Origin of the sequence: Limosilactobacillus pontis DSM 8475 (genome assembly GCF_001435345.1) — a bacterium.
Classification (GTDB): domain Bacteria; phylum Bacillota; class Bacilli; order Lactobacillales; family Lactobacillaceae; genus Limosilactobacillus; species Limosilactobacillus pontis.
Genome location: NZ_AZGO01000065.1, coordinates 77,550 through 96,620, shown reverse-complemented (window position 1 = coordinate 96,620; position 19,071 = coordinate 77,550). Strand labels below are relative to the sequence as shown.

Annotated in this window: 19 protein-coding genes and 1 tRNA gene; 2 read left to right on the top strand and 18 right to left on the bottom strand. The window is 52.9% G+C overall.

The genetic code is table 11. The features are described from left to right. Window positions 1-29: 29 nt before the first annotated feature. Window positions 30-251: a YneF family protein gene (locus FD34_RS07400; RefSeq protein WP_057808340.1), complete on the bottom strand. Its 222-nt coding sequence runs from the start codon at window positions 249-251 to the stop codon at window positions 30-32. Window positions 252-332: 81 nt separating this feature from the next. Continuing rightward, entirely contained in the window at window positions 333-584 is a 252-nt protein-coding gene (locus tag FD34_RS07395; protein ID WP_057808192.1) for a DUF896 domain-containing protein, read from the bottom strand. Window positions 585-753: 169 nt separating this feature from the next. Here FD34_RS07395 and lexA point away from each other — a divergent pair, with 169 nt between their 5' ends. Beyond that, on the top strand, window positions 754-1,380 hold the full coding sequence (gene lexA, locus FD34_RS07390) for a transcriptional repressor LexA (RefSeq protein WP_057808191.1): 627 nt from the start codon (window positions 754-756) through the stop codon (window positions 1,378-1,380). Between the two features lie 49 nt (window positions 1,381-1,429). Here the strand turns inward: lexA and FD34_RS07385 are convergent, their stop codons facing one another. From FD34_RS07385 to uvrC, 10 genes are all read right to left on the bottom strand, one after another. Continuing rightward, window positions 1,430-2,587 (bottom strand): hydroxymethylglutaryl-CoA synthase, encoded by a 1,158-nt coding sequence (locus tag FD34_RS07385; protein WP_057808190.1) that lies wholly within the window; start codon window positions 2,585-2,587, stop codon window positions 1,430-1,432. Between the two features lie 9 nt (window positions 2,588-2,596). Then, a complete protein-coding gene (locus FD34_RS07380; protein WP_057808189.1) occupies window positions 2,597-3,301 on the bottom strand; it encodes a ribonuclease H family protein in 705 nt (234 codons plus the stop codon). Between the two features lie 468 nt (window positions 3,302-3,769). Next, window positions 3,770-3,858, bottom strand: a tRNA-Ser gene (locus FD34_RS07375). Window positions 3,859-3,925: 67 nt separating this feature from the next. Beyond that, window positions 3,926-4,549, bottom strand: coding sequence for a hypothetical protein (locus FD34_RS07370; RefSeq protein ID WP_057808188.1), 624 nt, complete (start codon window positions 4,547-4,549; stop codon window positions 3,926-3,928). A gap of 114 nt (window positions 4,550-4,663) precedes the next feature. Next, on the bottom strand, window positions 4,664-5,182 hold the full coding sequence (locus tag FD34_RS07365; RefSeq protein ID WP_057808187.1) for an adenine phosphoribosyltransferase: 519 nt from the start codon (window positions 5,180-5,182) through the stop codon (window positions 4,664-4,666). Between the two features lie 16 nt (window positions 5,183-5,198). Next, complete coding sequence (gene recJ / locus FD34_RS07360; RefSeq protein ID WP_235806014.1) at window positions 5,199-7,553, bottom strand: single-stranded-DNA-specific exonuclease RecJ; 2,355 nt, start codon at window positions 7,551-7,553, stop codon at window positions 5,199-5,201. Between the two features lie 62 nt (window positions 7,554-7,615). Beyond that, entirely contained in the window at window positions 7,616-8,449 is an 834-nt protein-coding gene (locus FD34_RS07355) for an SDR family NAD(P)-dependent oxidoreductase (protein WP_057808186.1), read from the bottom strand. Next, window positions 8,449-9,399 (bottom strand): ribonuclease Z, encoded by a 951-nt coding sequence (gene rnz, locus FD34_RS07350; protein ID WP_057808185.1) that lies wholly within the window; start codon window positions 9,397-9,399, stop codon window positions 8,449-8,451. The genes FD34_RS07355 and rnz overlap by 1 nt, the downstream gene beginning before the upstream one ends. 28 nt (window positions 9,400-9,427) lie before the next feature. After that, a complete protein-coding gene (gene obgE / locus FD34_RS07345; RefSeq protein WP_057808184.1) occupies window positions 9,428-10,741 on the bottom strand; it encodes a GTPase ObgE in 1,314 nt (437 codons plus the stop codon). A 65-nt stretch (window positions 10,742-10,806) separates the two neighbouring features. Then, window positions 10,807-12,618 carry an excinuclease ABC subunit UvrC gene (uvrC, locus tag FD34_RS07340; RefSeq protein ID WP_057808183.1) on the bottom strand — a complete coding sequence of 604 codons (1,812 nt, stop codon included), beginning with the start codon at window positions 12,616-12,618 and terminating at the stop codon, window positions 10,807-10,809. Between the two features lie 140 nt (window positions 12,619-12,758). Here uvrC and FD34_RS08635 point away from each other — a divergent pair, with 140 nt between their 5' ends. Further along, window positions 12,759-12,908: an SPJ_0845 family protein gene (locus FD34_RS08635; protein WP_169788924.1), complete on the top strand. Its 150-nt coding sequence runs from the start codon at window positions 12,759-12,761 to the stop codon at window positions 12,906-12,908. A gap of 70 nt (window positions 12,909-12,978) precedes the next feature. Here FD34_RS08635 and FD34_RS07335 read toward each other — a convergent pair whose 3' ends face one another. The 6 genes from FD34_RS07335 to FD34_RS07310 form a co-directional block, all read right to left on the bottom strand. Next, on the bottom strand, window positions 12,979-13,272 hold the full coding sequence (locus tag FD34_RS07335; RefSeq protein ID WP_057808182.1) for a nucleoside triphosphate pyrophosphohydrolase family protein: 294 nt from the start codon (window positions 13,270-13,272) through the stop codon (window positions 12,979-12,981). Further along, window positions 13,273-13,863, bottom strand: a complete 591-nt coding sequence (yihA, locus tag FD34_RS07330; RefSeq protein ID WP_057808181.1) for a ribosome biogenesis GTP-binding protein YihA/YsxC — start codon at window positions 13,861-13,863, stop codon at window positions 13,273-13,275. A gap of 10 nt (window positions 13,864-13,873) precedes the next feature. Continuing rightward, window positions 13,874-15,127, bottom strand: coding sequence for an ATP-dependent Clp protease ATP-binding subunit ClpX (gene clpX, locus FD34_RS07325; RefSeq protein ID WP_057808180.1), 1,254 nt, complete (start codon window positions 15,125-15,127; stop codon window positions 13,874-13,876). A gap of 135 nt (window positions 15,128-15,262) precedes the next feature. Then, entirely contained in the window at window positions 15,263-16,576 is a 1,314-nt protein-coding gene (gene tig / locus FD34_RS07320; protein ID WP_057808179.1) for a trigger factor, read from the bottom strand. 182 nt (window positions 16,577-16,758) lie between these two features. Next, on the bottom strand, window positions 16,759-17,949 hold the full coding sequence (gene tuf, locus FD34_RS07315; RefSeq protein ID WP_057808178.1) for an elongation factor Tu: 1,191 nt from the start codon (window positions 17,947-17,949) through the stop codon (window positions 16,759-16,761). Window positions 17,950-18,156: 207 nt separating this feature from the next. After that, a partial coding sequence (locus FD34_RS07310) for a hypothetical protein (RefSeq protein ID WP_235806013.1) occupies window positions 18,157-19,071 on the bottom strand: 915 nt, incomplete at its 5' end.

Sequence of the window (19,071 nt, the reverse complement as noted above, 5' to 3'; positions counted from 1 at the left end):
AAAAGGATGCGGCAACGCATCCTTTTTTGTTACTTGCGGTTTGCTTTCCGCGCTTGTGCCTTCATGGTTTGCATCATCTGATGAAGCTTACGGCTAGAAGGCTTTTGCCCCATCTGGAGCATCATTGTCCGCAGCATTTCTTCTGAAATTGGTGGATTATTACTAAGGTAATTTTCCATGTACTTACGAGCGCCGAAGAAACCGGCAACCAGGCCAATCACCAATGCGATGATGGCCCATAAAATTGTCATACCCACGACTAATTCCTCCTTTGGTTAGTTACCTTTCCATCTTACACGAAAGAAAGGGGCTTGAAAAGAGAAAATCGGGTCTTAGTCGTCACGCAGGCCCTTTTTGTGTTGGATTTCCCGCACCTTTTCGGGGGTGACCTCCTTGCCTTCCTTGTTGAAGATCCGCATCATCTCAATATTGCTACGCATTGCTTCACGGAAGTTCTTGATGTATTCCCGGCGCAGGCGTTCGCGTTCCCGCGTTTCTGCCTCAGTCAGCCCCTCTTTCTTGTTCTTATGGGCTAGTTCGTTGATCCGTTTTAATAACTTATCTTGTTCTTCTGATTCAGCCATGACTGTCTTCCCTCCAATTGGTCTAACACCGTCAACGGCTTGATTTTACCGAATTTGGTGGCTAATTGCAAATTTTCCGTTAACGGTAAAATAATTGCGAACGTACGTTTGAAATATCATTATTACTATGCTATCCTAAACATAATAAGAATGATAATGAGGTGTTATTATGCCACGATCCGCTAAAAACAAACAGATGGCGGTCCTTTCCTACATTCACAAGCAGGTTACCGAACACGGTTATCCACCGACAGTTCGAGAAATCTGTAGTGCGGTCAGGCTCTCGTCGACATCGACTGTTCATGGTCACATCACTCGCCTGATCGACAAGGGCTTTTTGCGCAAGGACTCCGCCAAGCCACGGGCACTTGAGATCACACCAAAGGGGCTTGACCTGCTAGGGGTTAAGCCAATTCAGACCAAGATCCCAATGCTTGGGGTGGTCACCGCCGGGCAGCCGATTCTCGCCGTCCAAGACGCAACTGACTTCTTCCCCATCCCCCCGTCAATCCAGGACAACAACGACCTGTTTATGCTGAAGATCCGCGGAAGCAGTATGATTAAGGCCGGGATCCTCAATGGCGACGACGTGATCGTCCGTAAGCAGTCGACCGCCCGTAATGGAGATATCGTAATTGCGATGAACGACGACAACGAGGCAACCTGCAAACGATTCTTCAAGGAGAAAAACCGTTTCCGCCTCCAACCTGAAAACGACACAATGGACCCCATTTTCCTGCAAAACGTTAAAATTCTCGGTAAGGTAATTGGCCTTTTCCGTGACCACATTTTTTAAAACACAATAACCATCTCCGGCGGTCAAACCACGGGGATGGTTGTTTTTTCTATTGACGTTGGTAGATTCGTTGGTGGTCCTTCTGTCCGGCCAGGACAAACGGGGCCCCATCAGCTTGGGTATCGAATTGGACGTCATCCTCTCGCATCCCCAGCTGACCGTTAAACAACTGCTCGTACTCGGCCACCGTGACCTGGCGGCGCCCGGCCAGGTCGTGCGCAACGTCACTGAGGTAGTTGGCAAAGCCCGGCTGGACAATACCACTGTAGAACTCCCCTTCCGCACCGGAACCATAGGAGAAGAGCCCTAAGCGATCGCCGGGTGTGACTTGGCCGTTTTGCAAGAGGGACATCAGGCTAAGGTAGAGCGAACCCGTGTAGAGGTTACCGACCTGCCGACTGTAAGTCTGACTGGCCGTCAGCTGGGCGCGAAGGCGGTTAGCGACCTCATCGTTACGGCCCTGCAGCACCGCCTCCAGGGCCTTCTTCCCCATCTTGGTAAATGGCAGGTGAAAGGCGATTCCAGCAAAGTCCGCTAATCGGCGCCCGGTTCGTTGCTGATAGCGGGCCAGGGTGTTCTTGAAGAAGTCGATGTAGGCGTTGGTGGAGTATTTACCATCGACCAGGGCCTCAGTAGCGTAGAGCGGCCGCCAGAAGTCCATGACGTCACGACTATAAGCAACACTCGTCGGCTCGATCGCCAGGACGTGTGGGTTAGCACTGATCAGCATGGCGACCGCTCCCGCCCCCTGGGTCACTTCGCCGGGAGTGTTAAGACCGTAGCGGGCAATGTCTGCCGCAATCACCAGGACGGACTCCTGCGGGTTGAGAGCTACCAGGCCGCGGGCAAACTGCACGGCCGCGGTTCCGGAGTAACAGGCTTCCTTAAGCTCAACGGTCCGCACATAGTCATCGAGCCCCAACAGGTGCTTGATGTAGATGGCACTGGCCTTGGAATTATCGATCCCTGATTCGGTAGCCACGATGACCGTCGACAGTTGGCGCGCAATCTCAGGGGTCAACAGCTTCTGTGCGGCCCGTGCCCCCAATGTCACAATGTCCTGGGTTGGCGGAACCACGGCCTGACGATCCTGACCGATCCCGATGGTGTACTTATTGGGGTCGACGCCACGTTTTTCAGCCAGCTCAGTTAAGTCAATGTACTGGTCCGTACTGGCAAAGGCCATCTTGTCAATTCCGATTTTCATCCTACTCACTCAATCCCTTTCCATTCGATCCATCGTCTTATTCAGCAATTCGTCGACCGTGTTGTTACCCTGGTTGGTGGCGTGCCCCTTCGTCCAGGCAAAGTGAAGCTTGGCGAAATGCGGTAGCAGGCGGAGGACAGTCGCCCACAGCTCCTGGTTGGCAACCGGTTTCCCACTAGCGGTAACCCAGTCACGCCGACGCCAGCCGTAGAGCCAGCCCTTGGTGATCGGGTCCAGGACATAATGCGAATCCAGAGTCGCTACGATTGGCTCATCATTTAGCTGATGGTCAATCAAATATTCCAGGGCGCGGATTAGGGCGGTCACCTCCATTTTGTTGTTGGTCGCACCAAACTCCCCGCCAGTTCCCGTGATCTGTTGTTGGCGACACTCGATCAGGTATGCCCAGGCCGCCTTGTCATTGTCCTTAACGTGCTGGCCGCGCTTGTTACCATGATTCCGTGAGCCACCATCCGTGTAGAGACGGATGGTTGGCGCAGTGGGCGGAGTGCTGGCGCCTAGCGAAAGGCTCAACTGTTGGTGCTCCGACGACCGACGATCTGTCCCCTTCAGCCAGGCAGATGCCGAGCGATAGTCGGGAAAGCCTTTGTAAACTGCCCCGGTGAAACCACTAACCTGGCTCTGGCATTCCGGCCAGGAGCTGTAGATTCCCGGTCGATAACCCTTCTTCACCGCGTAGAATTTATGTGCCACTAGTGATGCCTCCAAATAAAAAGGTCGCTCATTGTCAACGCATGTTGATAAAGGGGCAACCACGTATCTTACGTTAATATCTTAACACACTTTACACTGGGAATGGTGGTTTTACTGTCGGACCTGTTGTGTTCATTTCCAGTTGTTTAAATATTTTGCGGAATCAGATATCAATGACTCTAATTTGTCTACCGCCTCGAACACCTATGCTTCCCTGATTGACGAGTACAAGAACAAGACGGACGAACAAATTGTCGATGCACTGAAGTCCCTGTAGCTCTAAGGATGAGACCGGATTTGCCACACGAACCCAAAGTTGCCACACAAAACGGTAGCTTTTTTCGTAAATGTGTGGCGATTGTGTGGCAGTTGTATTATTCATGGTGTTTTCTCATGATTCATAAAAGACGCAAGCCCTTGATATTAAAGGGTTTGCGTCTTTTATGATTCTTCACAATTCTTAGAAAAAGGAGAGTACAGGATTTGAACCTGCGCGCCCGCTCAACACGGGTTCGCCGGATTTCGAGTCCGGTGCATTACCACTCTGCCAACTCTCCAAAATTCAACTATTACATTATAGCAAGTTTTCTCTCCTGCGTAAAGTGCAACAGTTGAAGGACTAACCTAGTTATCCTGGTTAGCAATATCATACGTGGTCTTGCCATTTTTAGCCGTATAGAGGGCCTGCTTGGTATTATCTGGATTAACGATGCTCATTGAGTACTGATCAGTCAAAACGTTGTCGACCTGCTTGGAGTTGCTCTTGATCGACTTAGTCAGATTTGACCACCCCATTTGTCCAGCCTGACTTGGATCTTGAACCAAGGCCTGCAGTGCCTTAACCGTGTTGTCATCGGTTGGCTTAATGTTGAAGGTCTTAGAATCCTCATCAAAGGAGACCGTCCCCAGTTTAGCATAGCCCTTCTGCAACTGACGCAGGACCGCCATCTCCTTGGTCTCGGTGTCAGCCTGGTTATTCTGCTGATTGATGCTGCCCAGCTTATTGGAAAACGAGCTGCTGCCCTGCCCGGCTCGCATGACCCGCGAGGAGGAACTGGCCTGTTCACTGCTACGCTGCTGACTGCGGTGAAAATATGGTAGGTTGATGGTCCCGTAGATTACGGCCGCCAGACTCAGGACCACAATGATCGTCCCACCCTTCCATTCACGATACTGTTGCCATGAATTTGCTAGGTAGAAGCCCCCCAGAATCAACATCAGCGCACCAAAAATAACTAAAAAGATCATATCTCGATACCTCTTTATGTTGTCATTACCGTTTGGCATTAGGATCCTAACGATATCCGTTACGGCTAATGCCCAGATACAGTAAAGAGACTGAGCATGCCCAGTCTCTTCATGTTAAAACTCCATCAAGGCCTTCATATCATAGTCCTTGATCTTCTCACGGCCGTGGAGGTCCTTCAACTCAATCAAAAAGGCACAGCCAACAACAATACCACCCATCTTTTCAACCATCTCAATCGTGGCCGAAATGGTACCACCGGTCGCCAGTAGGTCATCAACCACCAGCACCCGCTGACCCGGCTTGATCGAATCAGCCTCCATCTGCAGGGTAGCAGTACCATACTCAAGGTTGTAGCTGGCGCTGATCGCCTTACGTGGCAGCTTCCCTTTCTTACGGGCCGGAGCAAACCCAACCCCCAGTTCACGGGCAATCGGGCAACCCACGATGAAGCCCCGGGCCTCGGGACCAACTACCATGTCAACCTGCTTATCCTTTGCATAGTCAGATAATTCATCCGTTGCCTGCTTGTACGCTTCACCATCGGCCATCAGTGGCAAGATATCCCGGAAGATGATCCCCTTTTCAGGGTAGTCTGGAATACTAGCAACGTATTTATAGAGGTCTAAAGTCATACAAAAATTGTCTCCTTTAATTCATCTTAAGGCACTGTAGTATCCACTGGGTAACGGTTGCCGCATCTTCGTATAGCAACGTTTTCTCCGCCTGATAACGGGCCAGTTGTTGTTGATACCGTGTCGTCTGTTTTATATCCGTCTTACCACTCGTCGGCTGCAGATTTAAAACACCATGTCTAATTGTAACAAATCCCGCCTCAGAAAACACTTGAATTACGAAATTTAATCGTTCTTCATTCATTTTTAGGTATTTACTCATCGCCAATCGTTGCCCGGGCCACTGTAACTGCGAATACCGCTTCAGGAACTTGAAAACCTGGGCGAAATCAGACCGGGTCGGCAAACCGGACAAGTAAGCGCTGTGTCGGCTAGCCAACAGGAGACGGACAACCGCCGGAGCCCCACTGTCGTTATCAAACAGTTGCTTAAAGCTCGTCAGGCTGTCTGGCAAATCCACCAGGGTCACCGTCTTACCAGCCAGGTCCAGTTGCCGGGCTGCCGTCGGGCTCAGGGTGTGCGTGACCCCGACGTGCGGCGCCACGTTCTCCCGTAAACGTTCATCATAGACGACGTACTCGCCGGCGGACTGGAAGTGGTCGGGGCGCAGGTGGGCTGTCCGTTCGTCCAGGATCATTGTGCCGTGCACGCGAACATCAACCAGCATCAGCTGAACTTGCCGTTGACCATGCCACTCGTTGATGGCCACCTTAGCGGCAATATCAATCTGACCGCCCTGGGCTGCAAACAGCTGAGCAGCGTCCCCCCAGCCAAAGGCCACTACCGCCACATCGGCCTGCTTTCCCGGTAGCATGAACTTCAGGTGACTGTTATCCTTACCCATTGTCCTTACCTTAGTTGGGTGAACGTCATGAAGCTCAAAGACCGGCTCTTCATTATCGGGGCCAAAGGGGGCTAACTTCTGCAGTTCATCGAAGAGTTGGGTACTAACCTCCTGGGATTTCAATTGCCCGGCCAGGAATAACGGGGCGGGCTGTTGCCAGTCGAAGTCCTGCTTGGCCGCCTCATCGCGCAGGGTACTACGCAGGTCATCCAGACGGTCAACCGCAAAGGAGAGCCCACAGGCGGCCGGGTGCCCCCCAAAAGCCGTCATCAGGTCGCGGTGAGCATCCAGGGCGGTGAAGAGGTTAAAGCGGTCGTCACTGCGCCCCGAAGCCTTAGCCACCTGACCATCCCCCGTGGTGCTGGCAACGATCGTTGGTTTGCCAGTCTGCTCGCGAATCCGGCTGGCAACGATCCCCAGAATGCCCTGGTGCCAATCGTGCCCCAGCAGGACGAGAACCGGTTGATCCTTATTTTCGGCTGCCCGGGCCTGCGTGCTGGCCGCCACCATAACTTGGTCAACGAGCTGGCGGCGCTGCTGGTTAGCCGCCTCAACCTGGGCGGCCAACCGTTGCCCTTCTTCCTCATCAAGGGTGGTCAGGAGCTGGACCCCCAAACTGGCATCAGCTACCCGCCCGAGGGCGTTGAGCCGCGGAGCAATCCCAAAACCGATGTCCTGGTCGGTCAGGTGCGATTCATTCAACCCCGCCGCCTCAACCAGGGCGTGCAGGCCCGGCCGTAACCCCTGACGAAGCTCCTGAAGCCCCATCGTGATCAGGGCCCGATTCTCATCGGCAACACTAACCACGTCGGCAATTTCACCGATCGCTACCAGGTCGAGGAGCTCCGCTGGAAATTCGTCAGTCAATGCCCAGGCCACCTTGAAGACTACCCCGACCCCAGATAAGCCGGCGAAGGGATAGTCACTGCCCGGATATTGCGGGTGGACGGTCGCCACCGCGTTGGGCAGGTCCTCCGGTAGCTCATGGTGGTCGGTGATCACCACGTCAACCCCCTGGGCCATCACGGGATCGATCACGTCTTTACCGCTGACCCCGTTATCAACGGTAACAAACAGCTGGGTCCCCTGGTCAATCAACCGTTGGTAGGCCGCCGCATTGGGCCCGTAGCCATCCTTGAACCGGTTTGGAATGTAATAGTTAACCTTGGCCCCCACCGCCTGGAGGGTCTCATACATGACGGCAGTGCTGGTGATCCCGTCGGCATCGTAATCCCCATAAATGGTGATCTGCTCACCTCGCTCGATGGCCTCCTGGATTCGGTCCACCGCCTTGTCCATGTCGTGCAACTGGTGGGGGTCGTGGATCGTCTGCGGATCGGCCTTGAGAAAGGACTGCACGGCATCGGTAGTCTTATAACCGCGCTTAGCAAGCAGGTCGGCCACCACTGGGCTGACTTGGGCGCCCGCCGCCAGTTCCTTGATAACTACCGGATCAGCCGCATCTGCAAATTTCCATTTGAACCGTGTCTTAACCATGTTTTCACCCTTAACCTTCTTGACTAGCAATAAGGAAGGGCTGTACCAGTTGCGATAACAACCCTCCACTTCTCTACATTGATAATAAACACTTACAGGTTCTTCTTGTCCTGCTGAAAATCAAAGAACTTCTTGATGGCCCAGTCACCGAGCCCCGGAAAGACCTGGTAGGCCCAGCCAAGGTAGGCCACGTAGGCCGGTACGTTGATTTCTCGGGTCTTGTGACCGACATTGTCCCAGATCCGCGTGGCCAGGTCATCCGGCTCGATGAACATCCACTGCGGCAAGTGGGCCTGGTAGTCACCGGTCTGATCGGCCTTCTTGAAGAACGGGGTCGTGATCGGTCCTGGATTGACCGTCAAAACCTGGACCCCGTAGTCGGCAACCTCCATCCGGAGAACATTGTCAAACTGAATCACCCCGGCCTTGGTTGCCGAATAAACCGCGCTGTTCGGGGTTGGGATCTTGCCAGCCAGGGAGGAAATGTTGATGATTGCCCCGTAGCCCTGGTTCATCATCTGCTTAGCCACGCATCGACTGATGTACATCAGGGCCAGGAGGTTGACGTGCACCATCTCAGCCATCGTAGAGTACTTCTCGTGGGCGGCGGCGGTAAATTCGCCCAGCCCCGCCGAGTTAATCAACACATCAATGGCCCCAACCTCGTGTTGAACCTTGTCCAATACCCGGTCAATGGCATCCGGTGAGGTCACGTCTAAGGCATATGCAAAGGCTGGCCGGCCGGATAGGATTAGACACTTCTTGGCCACCGCCGCCAACTTCTCCTGGTTGCGGGCAACCACCACGACGATGGCACCGCGGCGGGCCGCCTCAAAGGCCAGGGCCTTACCGATTCCACTGGAGCCGCCGGTGATCAGCACGACCTCATTTCTCAAGAATCGCAATGCTTTAACGCGTCCTAACATCACTCACCATTCCTTTCCCCTTGCTTGTTAAACGGAATATCGAAGACGTCCAGGTCATTGACCACCCGGGTTGCCGGAAAGTAGTTACGCACCTGGTAGGCCAGCTGGTAGGCCGCCTTGCCGGCATAGCGGGCCGAGATATGGGTCAAGAAGAGCCGCTTGGCCCCCGCTTTCTTGGCCACCTCAGCCGCCTGCTTACTAGTCGAATGGTAATAGTTGTGGGCCAACTTAGCCTCGTCCTTGCCAAAGGTACTCTCGTGAACGAGAACATTGGCATCGCGCGCTAGCCAGACCGCGTTCTTCGTCTGCCGGGTATCACCCAGGATGGCAACGATCCGGCCAGGCTGGGACGGACCAATGAAGTCCTGACCGTTGAGGGTCCGACCGTCGGCAAGTTTGACCGTCTTCCCGGCCTTTAATTGTCCGTAGACCGGCCCGGATGGCACGTTCATTGCCCGTAGCTTATCAACCTGCAGCTCCCCGGGATGATCGTGTTCGACGATCCGGTAACCGTAGCAGGTAATCTTATGATCCAGCTTCTTGGCGTAGACCGTGAAACCCTGGTCACGAAAGATCTCCCCCTCGTGGTCGATCTCCACAAAGTGCAGGGGGTAACTGAGCCGGGACTCACTGACCTGGAGGGCCGTCTGAACGAAGCGCTTGATTCCCACTGGACCGTAGATGGTTAGCGGTTCATTTCCACCTTGAAACGACCGGGAGCTAAGCAGACCAGGGAGACCAAAGATGTGGTCACCATGGAGGTGCGTAATGAAGATTTTCTCAATCTTACGTGGCCGAATGGTTGTATAGAGAATCTGGTGCTGGGTAGCCTCCCCAACATCAAACAGCCAGATGGCGTTGCGCTCCTCCAGCAGGCGCAGGGCCACACTGGTGACGTTACGCTGCTTGCTTGGTGAGCCGGCACCCGTTCCTAAAAATTCAAGTTGCATGGTTTTATTTCCTACCTTCTAAAAAACTTTATTGTACGAATTCAAAGACGAACTTCTTGATTCGAACCAGGTCGCCATCCTTGATTCCCTTGGCCCGCAAGGCATCGTCAATACCCATCGTCCGTAGCTGACGGGCAAAACGAAGCTGACTCTGCTCATGGGTCAGGTCGGTCATATCAAAGAGTCGCAGTAGCTTGGCTCCCCCGAGAACCCAAGTACCGTCCTCATCCCGGCTGATGGTGAAGTCAGCCGTTTCCTTGTCCGGTGCGGCCGCCTTGTACTCGGCAACCAGCTGCTCGTCGTGACTCTCACTGTCGAAAGCCGGTGTCTTATCGAGCAGGTCGGCCGTCAGTTGCATCAGCTGTTGGACCCCCTGGTGGGTTACCGCCGAGATTGGGAAGACCCGTGGTGTCTGCTCAAGGGTGTCGTCGGCGGCCAGTTCCCGCTTGAAGTGTTCTAAGTTATCGTTGGCATTGGGCATGTCCATCTTGGTGGCCACCACGATCTGCGGCCGCTTGAGGAGCTCCGGATCGTAGTTAGCCAATTCATGGTTGATCTGCCGGTAGCGCTGGATAGCCTGCTCGGGATCCTCACTGCTCATATCAACTAGGTGAAGGAGGACCCGGGTCCGCTCGATGTGACGAAGAAACTTCAGGCCGAGACCGACCCCCTTGGCGGCCCCCTCAATCAGGCCGGGCATATCAGCCATGGCAAAGTCACGACCGTCTGGCAGCATCACCATCCCCAAGTTGGGTACCAGGGTGGTGAACTCATAGGCCGCGATCTTTGGCTTGGCCCCCGTCACTACTGACAAGAGCGTCGACTTCCCAACCGACGGGAAGCCGATCAGGCCGACGTCAGCCAGCATCTTCAATTCGAGCTCCAGGTAGTGGTCCTCACCAGGCTCACCGTTTTCGGCAATCTCGGGTGCCGGATTTTTGGCACTAGCAAAGTGAATGTTGCCACGACCACCACGACCACCACGAGCAACGACCAGTTCCTGGCCCTTCTCTACCAGGTCACCGATAATCTCCCCAGTATCGAGGTCACGAACCGTTGTTCCCTGGGGTACCGCAATCACCGTATCGGCGGCACTGGGCCCGGTCATCTGCTTGTTCATCCCGTTGCCACCGTTCTTCGCCTTGAAGATCCGGTGGTAGCGAAAGTCCATCAACGTCCGCAAGCCCTCGTCGACCTTCAGGATAATGCTGCCACCACGGCCGCCATCACCCCCGGCGGGTCCCCCGTTTGGAACATACTTCTCACGCCGGAAGGCAACCATGCCATCGCCACCCTTGCCAGCGTGCACCTCGATTTTAATCTGATCTACAAACGTGTTCATACGATTTGTCTCCGTTCTATCGTTATTCCTTATTAGTATATTGGAAAATCAGTAAGGCGTCAAAATCAATTGTGACTGCTTCCCTTGGCGACCGCCGCATTTTTCTGCAGGGAAAGCTTGATCAGCTGGGCGGTCGATCGGTTAATCCCCAGGGCGTGGATGTCATCCACCGAGGCCTGGGCAATCTTGGTGATCGAACCATACTGCTTGAGCAGCTTGGTCCTGGTCCGTGGCCCGACCCCCTTAATCTCGTCCAGGCGGGAACTCAGGGAATGCCGGGTGTGGACCCGCCGGTGGAAGGTAATCGCAAAGCGGTGGACCTCGTCTTGAATCCGCTGGACCAGGTAAAAGCCCTGACTGCGCGGGTCAAGGTTAACGTGCTGGTCCTGATCACCGAAGAGCAGGTCGGCGGTCTTGTGCTTGTCGTTTTTGACCATCCCAACCACCGGAATATCCAGGCCAAGCTCGTTCTCCAGGACGTCCTTGACGGCGTTCATCTGGATCTCGCCCCCGTCCATGAAGATCATATCCGGCATCGGCTTGTTTTCCTTCAACAGGCGCGAATAACGTCGGCGGATGACCTCCCGGGTGCTGGCCGCCTCATCGGCGTGGTCGATCACCGTCTGGAGCTTGTACTTGCGGTAAAGCTTCTTGGCGGGCTCACCGTCAACAAAAACAACCATCGCGCTGACCGGATCGGCTCCCTGGATGTGGGAGTGGTCAAAGGCCTCGATCTTATGCCCCGCCGGTAGCCCCAGGGCGTCGGTAATCTCCTTCATCGCCCCGGTAGTCTTACTCTGGTCCATCTCCAGCAGGCGGAACTTCTCGTCGAGGGTCAGCCGGGCATTTTCGGCGGCCATCTCCATCAGGTCGCGCTTCTCCCCCCGTTCCGGTGTTCGGACCGGAATACCCAGGATCTCACTAATCTCCTGGTTGGGCAGGCCCGCCGGCAGGAGGATCTCCCGGGGTCGGATGTTGTTACGCCGGTTGTAGAACTGGAGGATGAAGCTGGTCATCTCCTCAACGGCGGTATCGACAATCGGGAAAAGACGCTTCTCCCGCTTCATCAACCGCGCCTGACGGATGAAGAAAACTTGGATCGACAGCCAGCCCTTGTCCATGTAGAAGTTAAAGAGGTCCCGCGGTGTCTTGTCATTGGAAATAATCTTCTGTTTTTCAACCGTCACCTCAATGTAGTGGAGCTGGTCGCGGATCTCAGCCGCCCGCTCGTACTCCAGAGCTGCCGCAGCCTTCTGCATCCGGGCCGTCAACTGCCGCTTGACCGCCGCCGTGTTCCCGTTTAAGAAGGACTTGATGCGGTGAATCTGCCGGGCGTACTCCTCCCCTGGTACCTGCTTGAAGCACGCTCCCAGGCACTGGCCCATGTGGTAATAAAGGCATGGCCGGCCCTGGTAGCCGTGACAGCGGCGCAGGGGGTAGACCTTCTGGATGAAGTGGAGGGTCTCCTCAGCCGCGTAGACGTTCGGGTAGGGACCAAAGTAGTAGGCCCCGTCCTTCTTAATCTTCCCAGTGATCATCGTCTGTGGGTCCCGTTCGTTGGTGATCTTGATGTAGGGGTAGCCCGTCCCCCGCTTCAGCTTGATATTGAAATAGGGTTGGTGTTTCTGGATCAACGTGATCTCCAGCAGAAGGGACTCCTTGTTGGTGGAGGTGATGATCGTCTCAAAATCGGCCACCTCCGAGACCATCTTGGCCACTTTCCCGGTATGGCTACTCTTGAAGTAGGAACGGACCCGGTTCTTCAGGTTCTTGGCCTTACCGACGTAGATGATCTGGCCGTTGATATTCTTCATCAGGTAGCAGCCGGGCTTATCCGGTAGCAACGCTAGCTTATGTTCAAGGTATTCACTTGCCATCATAACCCTCCGATCAACTTGCTAATCATAATATTATAGATTAAAATCCGCCGAAAAGGCAATGAATGTGCTGGCAGCTGTTTGGACAAGTCGGCCGGTTTATGCTAGCATTTTGGTAAAACACTAAAGGAGCGATGAAGATGGGACTCGTAACACGTCGCAGCCAGCAGCTCGACAAGCTCTTCGACCAGTTCGCCGTTGATCCCCGAACCAAGCCACTGAAGAAGAAGCCAGCTGATAAAAAAGATCCAGACAAGGCTGGTAAAGATGCCACCAAAAAGACAAAATAATAAAAATGCGGAAATGACTGAAGCATATCACGGCGCACCAGGCGCTGCATCGTCGTTTCCGCATTTTTTACTACTTCTTGAAACCGGTTGGGTAGCGCCGGTTCAGCTCATCAATATTAGCCTTGGCAACCTCATCAAAGGGAATGTCAGCCCATTCCGCAATCTGTGATAAGTACCAGAGGACGTCACCCATCTCGTGAATTAGCTCCTGCCGGTCCAGTTGCTTACTGCGGAAGGTATAATTCTTCACCAGGTCGACCACCTGGCCCGCCTCACCGGCCAGGCCGAGGGCACAATTGGTCAGTACCTGTTCGTTCCCATAGAGGGTACGCTTCGCTGCCTTTTGGTAATCATTAAACTCCACTTAGTTCATCCCCGTCTGTTTATCAATCCATTGCCATACCTGATCCTTGCCATGCTTGGTGGTTGCCGAGAAAAGAATGAGTGGTGCCCCGGGAGCCATCCCTAGACGCTTGCGAATCTGACTCTCCTGGCGATTCCAAACGTTGGACTTAACCTTATCACACTTGGTCGCCACCACCAGGATTGGGATGTGGTAAAAGTCTAGCCACTCATACATTGAAACGTCATCAGCCGTGGGTACATGGCGGGCATCCACCAGCTGAATAACCCCACACAATTGTTCCCGCTGGGTCAGGTACTGTTCGATCATTTGGCCAAACCGCTCGCGCTCCTTCTTGGAGACCTTGGCGTATCCATATCCCGGCACGTCGACAAAGTAGAACCGGTCTTCAACATCATAGAAATTCAGGGTCTGCGTCTTCCCCGGCTGACTGGACGTATGCGCAAAATTTCGCCGGTTGATCAGAACGTTAGTCAGCGATGACTTACCGACGTTGGAGCGCCCCACTAGGGCAATCTCTGGATAGTCGGTCTTCGGGTACTGGTCAGCAGCTACTGCACTGATGGTCAGGTTAACGTTATGCACTTCCATCTGAGATCCCTCACTTTGCCTGCTTGGCTGACTTCATCACGTAGCGGGGCTCCTTGTGGTTGGTGACGCAACGCTTGTCGATGACCACCTCAGCCACGTCCTCGCGGCTCGGCAGTTCAAACATGACGTCCCGCATAACCCCTTCAATGATGGAACGCAGGCCACGAGCACCGGTGTTACGGGCAATGGCTTGCTGGGCCATCGCCTTCAGTGCGCCTTCAGTGAAGGTAAGCTTACTGCCGTCCAGACGGATCAACTCCTGGTACTGCTTAACCAGGGCGTTCTTCGGTTCCGTCAAGATCCGAACCAGGTCGTGTTCATCCAGCTTCTCTAGGGCGGTCATCACCGGTAACCGGCCGATAAACTCGGGGATCAGCCCAAACTTGAGCAGGTCCTCGGGGATGACGTGCTGGAGAATGCTTTTCTCGGTAACGTTGTTGGCCTCGTTGGAGTCGGTCCCAAACCCAATCGTCTTCTCACCAAGCCGCTCTTTAACAATTGTCTCGATCCCGTCGAAGGCTCCCCCGACGATAAAGAGAATATTACTGGTATCCACCTGGATAAATTCCTGCTGCGGGTGTTTCCGACCGCCCTGCGGTGGTACATTGGCAATGGTCCCTTCCAGGATCTTCAGCAGGGCCTGCTGAACCCCTTCACCGGAGACATCCCGGGTGATCGAGACGTTCTCCGCCTTCTTAGCGATCTTGTCGATTTCGTCGATGTAGATGATTCCCTTCTCGGCCCGCTCCACGTCAAAGTTGGCAGCCTGGAGAAGCTTCAGGATGATATTTTCCACGTCCTCACCGACGTAGCCGGCCTCGGTCAGGGTGGTGGCGTCGGCGATTGCAAACGGCACGTTCAAAATCCGTGCTAGCGACTGAGCCAGGTAGGTCTTTCCCGAACCGGTTGGCCCAATCACCGCAATGTTACTCTTTTGAAGTTCGGTATCGTTGTTATCACCATCCATCATGGCGTTAACCCGCTTATAGTGGTTGTAGACGGCCACCGCCAGGGTCTTCTTGGCGTCGCTTTGCCCGATGACGTAATCATCGAGGTCCTTGACAATTTCTTCCGGGGTCGGCACCCGAAAGTCCGTGTCCGCCTGGTCATCGGCCAGTTCCTGGTCAATGATCTGCTTGCAAAGGTCAACACATTCGTTACAGATGTACACACCCGGACCGGCAACGATCTTCTTCACCTCGTTTTGGGACTTGCCACAAAACGAGCAGTGAATCGAATCCATTCCACTGGTATCTTCAAACATTAAGAAACCTCCTCTAAAGTTCTGAAATAATCATAACAAAATTAGTCCGTAATTTCGAACAAAGTGGTTCCCAGCTAAACAAAAAGTGTCCAATCATAATTGATTGGACACTTCAGCTGTGACAGAAGCTAAGGATTACTTATTGGACTTCTTATCGTCTTCCTTAACCTGCTTTGCTGAATCGGCAACTAAGTCAACGGCCTTCTTGATCTTGATGTCATGAGAAAGCATGTCCTTGGACAGTGCCTTTTCAACGGCGTCTTCCTTCATGCCGTATTGCTTTGCCAGGTCGGCGATTTCCTTCTTGATCTCGTCGTCGCTAGCTTCCAGCTTAGCATCATCAACGATGGCTTCCAGAACCAGGTTAGTCTTAACCCGTTGTTCAGCATCGTTGGCGAATTGCTTCTTCAGGTCGTCTTCCTTGGTACCAGTGATCTGGAAGTACATTTGTGGGCTGATCCCCTGTTGTTGCATTCCAGCAAGGTATTGTTGCATCTGACGGTTAGTATCATCATCCAACATTGCTTGTGGGATGGCCTGGATTTCAGCGTTGGCAACGGCCTTTTCAATAGCAGCATCTTCAATGGCTGCCTTGGCTTGGTTGTCCTTGTCTTCTTGCAACTGCTTCTTGGTCTTGTCCTTCAGTTCGTCGAGGGTGTCAACGTCTTCGTCGACGTCCTTGGCAAAGTCATCATCCAATTCAGGAAGTTGCTTTTCCTTAATTTCGTGGATCTTAACCTTGAAGTCGGCATCCTTACCAGCCAGGTTCTTGGCGTGGTAGTCCTCTGGGAAGGTAACCTTAACGTCCACATCATCACCGGAGTTGTGGCCGATTAGCTGGTCTTCAAAACCTGGGATGAATGAACCGGAGCCCAGTTCAAGGGAGTAGTTGTCAGCGGAACCGCCGTCGAACTTCTTGCCATCGACACTACCTTCGTAGTCGATAACAACCGTGTCACCCTTTTCGGCTGGCTTATCTTCCTTGAGAACCAGTTCAGCTTGCTGTTGACGCTTCTTTTCCAATTCAGAGTCAACGTCGGCATCGGAAACCGTGGTGTCTTGTTCAGGAACTTCCATCCCCTTGTAGTCACCCAGCTTAACTTCTGGCATAACATCAACAGTTGCCGTCAACGTCCAAGGTTGGCCCTTTTCCATGCTCTTGATTTCAATTTGTGGTTGAGCAACAGGTTGGATCTTAGTTTCCTTAACTGCAGCGCTGTATGCGTCTGGCAGAACCTTGTTCAAGGCGTCTTGGTAGAGTGATTCTTCACCATACATCTGGTTGAAGATTTGGCGTGGAACACGGCCCTTACGGAAACCTGGCACCGTGATCTTCTTCCGGGTTTCAACGAAGGCTTCGTCGATCCCCTTCTTAATAGTGTCTACATCGATATCAAATGTCAATGTACCTTTGCTGGCATCGCTATCGCGTTCCCATTTTGCTGACATTTTATTTCCTCCAATAACAAATCAATTTGACCATTCCTATTTAATAGGTTGGTCTTTACATACTTTACTAGTTTACCGTAGCTGTCACGCAATTGCAACCAATTGCCAGACATCACGGGCTTTTTTAAAGCAAAAAAGGAATCCGGCAAGCCGAATTCCTTTTGCGAAAGCCTAATTGAAAATTAGTCCAGCACTTCTGATACCACACCGGCACCAACAGTGTGTCCACCTTCACGGATGGTGAACTTCAGACCCTTTTCAAGGGCAACTGGCTTTTGCAGGTTAACAGTGAACGTTACGTTATCACCAGGCATAACCATTTCTACACCATCTGGCAGTTCAATCGTACCAGTAACATCAGTGGTGTGGAAGTAGAATTGTGGACGGTAGTTGGAGAAGAATGGCGTGTGACGGCCCCCTTCTTCCTTGGTCATAACATAAACTTCACCCTTGAAGTTCTTGTGAGTTTGGATCGAACCTGGTTCTGCAAGAACTTGACCACGTTGTACTTGATCGTGTGAAATACCACGAAGAAGGACACCAACGTTGTCCCCGGCTTCACCAAGATCAAGAGTCTTGTGGAACATTTCCAGACCGGTAACAGTTGACTTCAGAACATCTTCAGTCAAACCAACGATTTCAACTTCGTCACCGATCTTAACAGTACCACGGTCGATACGACCAGAAGCAACAGTACCACGACCAGTAATGGTGAAGACGTCTTCGACAGGCATCATGAATGGCTTGTCAGTAGGACGCTTTGGAGTTGGGATGTAGTCATCGATAACGTCCATCAGGTGAAGGATAACCTTTTCTTGTTCTGGGTCACCTTCAAGGGCCTTCAGAGCGGAACCACGGATAACTGGAACATCGTCACCAGGGAAATCGTATTCGTTAAGAAGGTCACGAACTTCCATTTCAACCAAGTCAACCAGTTCGTCATCGTCAACCAAGTCGGTCTTGTTAAGGAATACAACGATGTATTGAACACCAACTTGACGGGCAAGAAGAATGTGCTCACGAGTTTGTGGCATAGGGCCATCGGTAGCGGCAACAACCAGGATAGCACCATCCATTTGTGCAGCACCAGTGATCATGTTCTTAACGTAGTCGGCGTGACCTGGCGCATCGATGTGTGCGTAGTGACGCTTTTCAGTTTCGTATTCAACGTGGGCAGTGTTGATAGTGATACCACGTTCCTTTTCTTCTGGAGCAGCATCGATATCAGCGTAATCTTCTGCCTTTGCCAGACCCTTGGCTGCCAGTACCTTGGTGATAGCAGCAGTTAAAGTAGTCTTCCCATGGTCAACGTGGCCAATAGTACCAATGTTTACATGGGGCTTTGTACGTTCATAATGTTCTTTTTCAGCCATTAATGAGAACCTCCTATTAATTTACAAGTATAATGTCAGTTATTTCAGAAAAACAACTGACACACCCTTGGGAATATTGTACTACTTCTTTTCGCCAATTGAAAGCTTTATATCAAAGGCTTGAAGAAGAATTCTTAAATATAATATCAACTATCCTCCGGTTTGTAAATAAATTTGCCGATGTTTTTCGCCTAAATTAGAAAAACTTTATTTATCGTTTTGGGCTAGGGTTGAAATCAAGCTCATCAGGCGCCGCTGCCAACTTTGCGTTGGGGTCGCATCCCCCAATTGCTGACCATCAAGGGCCGCCAGCAGGACAGTCGCCCACTCGTTAGGATCAGCAATCACTTCCCCTGCCCGCGGATAAAGAAATATCAATTGCAGATCCAGTTGCTGGCTCGCCATCTGGTAGCGAATCGCGTCCGAATCAGCCAGACGCTTAGCAATCATCGACCGCACTGCCTTGACTGCTGGCTCCGCCTCCTGGTCGGGCAACGTGGCGGGGTTTGCCTGGTACTCGTTATTATCAATCCAAAGGTAACTCAACTGGGTATCAACCCCGATTCGACGCAGGCTTTCGATGATGTCGGCCTTGATCAAATAGTTGACAAAGGGATCCCGGAGAACGAAGCGGGTCCCCAACAGAAAGCTGGTCAGTGGGAGGTCATAGGCATCCATCAGGCGTTGACGCTGCTCCAGCAGGGTGCCATCACCGAGATGGTAAAATTCTTTCAGTCGTTGCTGGATGGTCTGGCGGTACTTCACCTGAGCAGCCCGCTCGCCGTCTTTGGCAATCATCAGCAGGGGGTTCCGCCATTCTGCTGATCCATTAGCGATGAAGAGTCGGGCCAACATGAAACGCTGGTTCTGCACCATCAAACGCACCACCAGTTCGGCACTTTCCTTGTCCGTACCAAACAAGTTGGGATCCTCTAAAACGTTGCTTAAAGCCTGGACATACTGGTGGTCTGCGGCGAGGGCACGAACCAATTGACGGGTGGCCACGGGATCCGCGGTTTCCTCGACCAGGTCATCCAGGATATCGGCAGCACGCCCCCATTTCTCCTGCTTCATTAGTGTTGTGGCCTGACGATAGCGTTTAGCTTGTTCTTCATTCATATT

What these genes read in the sequence shown, in the direction of transcription:
- FD34_RS07400 (WP_057808340.1), bottom strand. Translation starts at nt 251, where the DNA reads ATGACAATTTTATGGGCCATCATCGCATTGGTGATTGGCCTGGTTGCC.
- FD34_RS07395 (WP_057808192.1), bottom strand. Translation starts at nt 584, where the DNA reads ATGGCTGAATCAGAAGAACAAGATAAGTTATTAAAACGGATCAACGAA.
- lexA (WP_057808191.1), top strand. Translation starts at nt 754, where the DNA reads ATGCCACGATCCGCTAAAAACAAACAGATGGCGGTCCTTTCCTACATT.
- FD34_RS07385 (WP_057808190.1), bottom strand. Translation starts at nt 2,587, where the DNA reads ATGAAAATCGGAATTGACAAGATGGCCTTTGCCAGTACGGACCAGTAC.
- FD34_RS07370 (WP_057808188.1), bottom strand. Translation starts at nt 4,549, where the DNA reads ATGATCTTTTTAGTTATTTTTGGTGCGCTGATGTTGATTCTGGGGGGC.
- FD34_RS07365 (WP_057808187.1), bottom strand. Translation starts at nt 5,182, where the DNA reads ATGACTTTAGACCTCTATAAATACGTTGCTAGTATTCCAGACTACCCT.
- FD34_RS07355 (WP_057808186.1), bottom strand. Translation starts at nt 8,449, where the DNA reads ATGTTAGGACGCGTTAAAGCATTGCGATTCTTGAGAAATGAGGTCGTG.
- rnz (WP_057808185.1), bottom strand. Translation starts at nt 9,399, where the DNA reads ATGCAACTTGAATTTTTAGGAACGGGTGCCGGCTCACCAAGCAAGCAG.
- obgE (WP_057808184.1), bottom strand. Translation starts at nt 10,741, where the DNA reads ATGAACACGTTTGTAGATCAGATTAAAATCGAGGTGCACGCTGGCAAG.
- uvrC (WP_057808183.1), bottom strand. Translation starts at nt 12,618, where the DNA reads ATGGCAAGTGAATACCTTGAACATAAGCTAGCGTTGCTACCGGATAAG.
- FD34_RS08635 (WP_169788924.1), top strand. Translation starts at nt 12,759, where the DNA reads ATGGGACTCGTAACACGTCGCAGCCAGCAGCTCGACAAGCTCTTCGAC.
- yihA (WP_057808181.1), bottom strand. Translation starts at nt 13,863, where the DNA reads ATGGAAGTGCATAACGTTAACCTGACCATCAGTGCAGTAGCTGCTGAC.
- clpX (WP_057808180.1), bottom strand. Translation starts at nt 15,127, where the DNA reads ATGTTTGAAGATACCAGTGGAATGGATTCGATTCACTGCTCGTTTTGT.
- tig (WP_057808179.1), bottom strand. Translation starts at nt 16,576, where the DNA reads ATGTCAGCAAAATGGGAACGCGATAGCGATGCCAGCAAAGGTACATTG.
- tuf (WP_057808178.1), bottom strand. Translation starts at nt 17,949, where the DNA reads ATGGCTGAAAAAGAACATTATGAACGTACAAAGCCCCATGTAAACATT.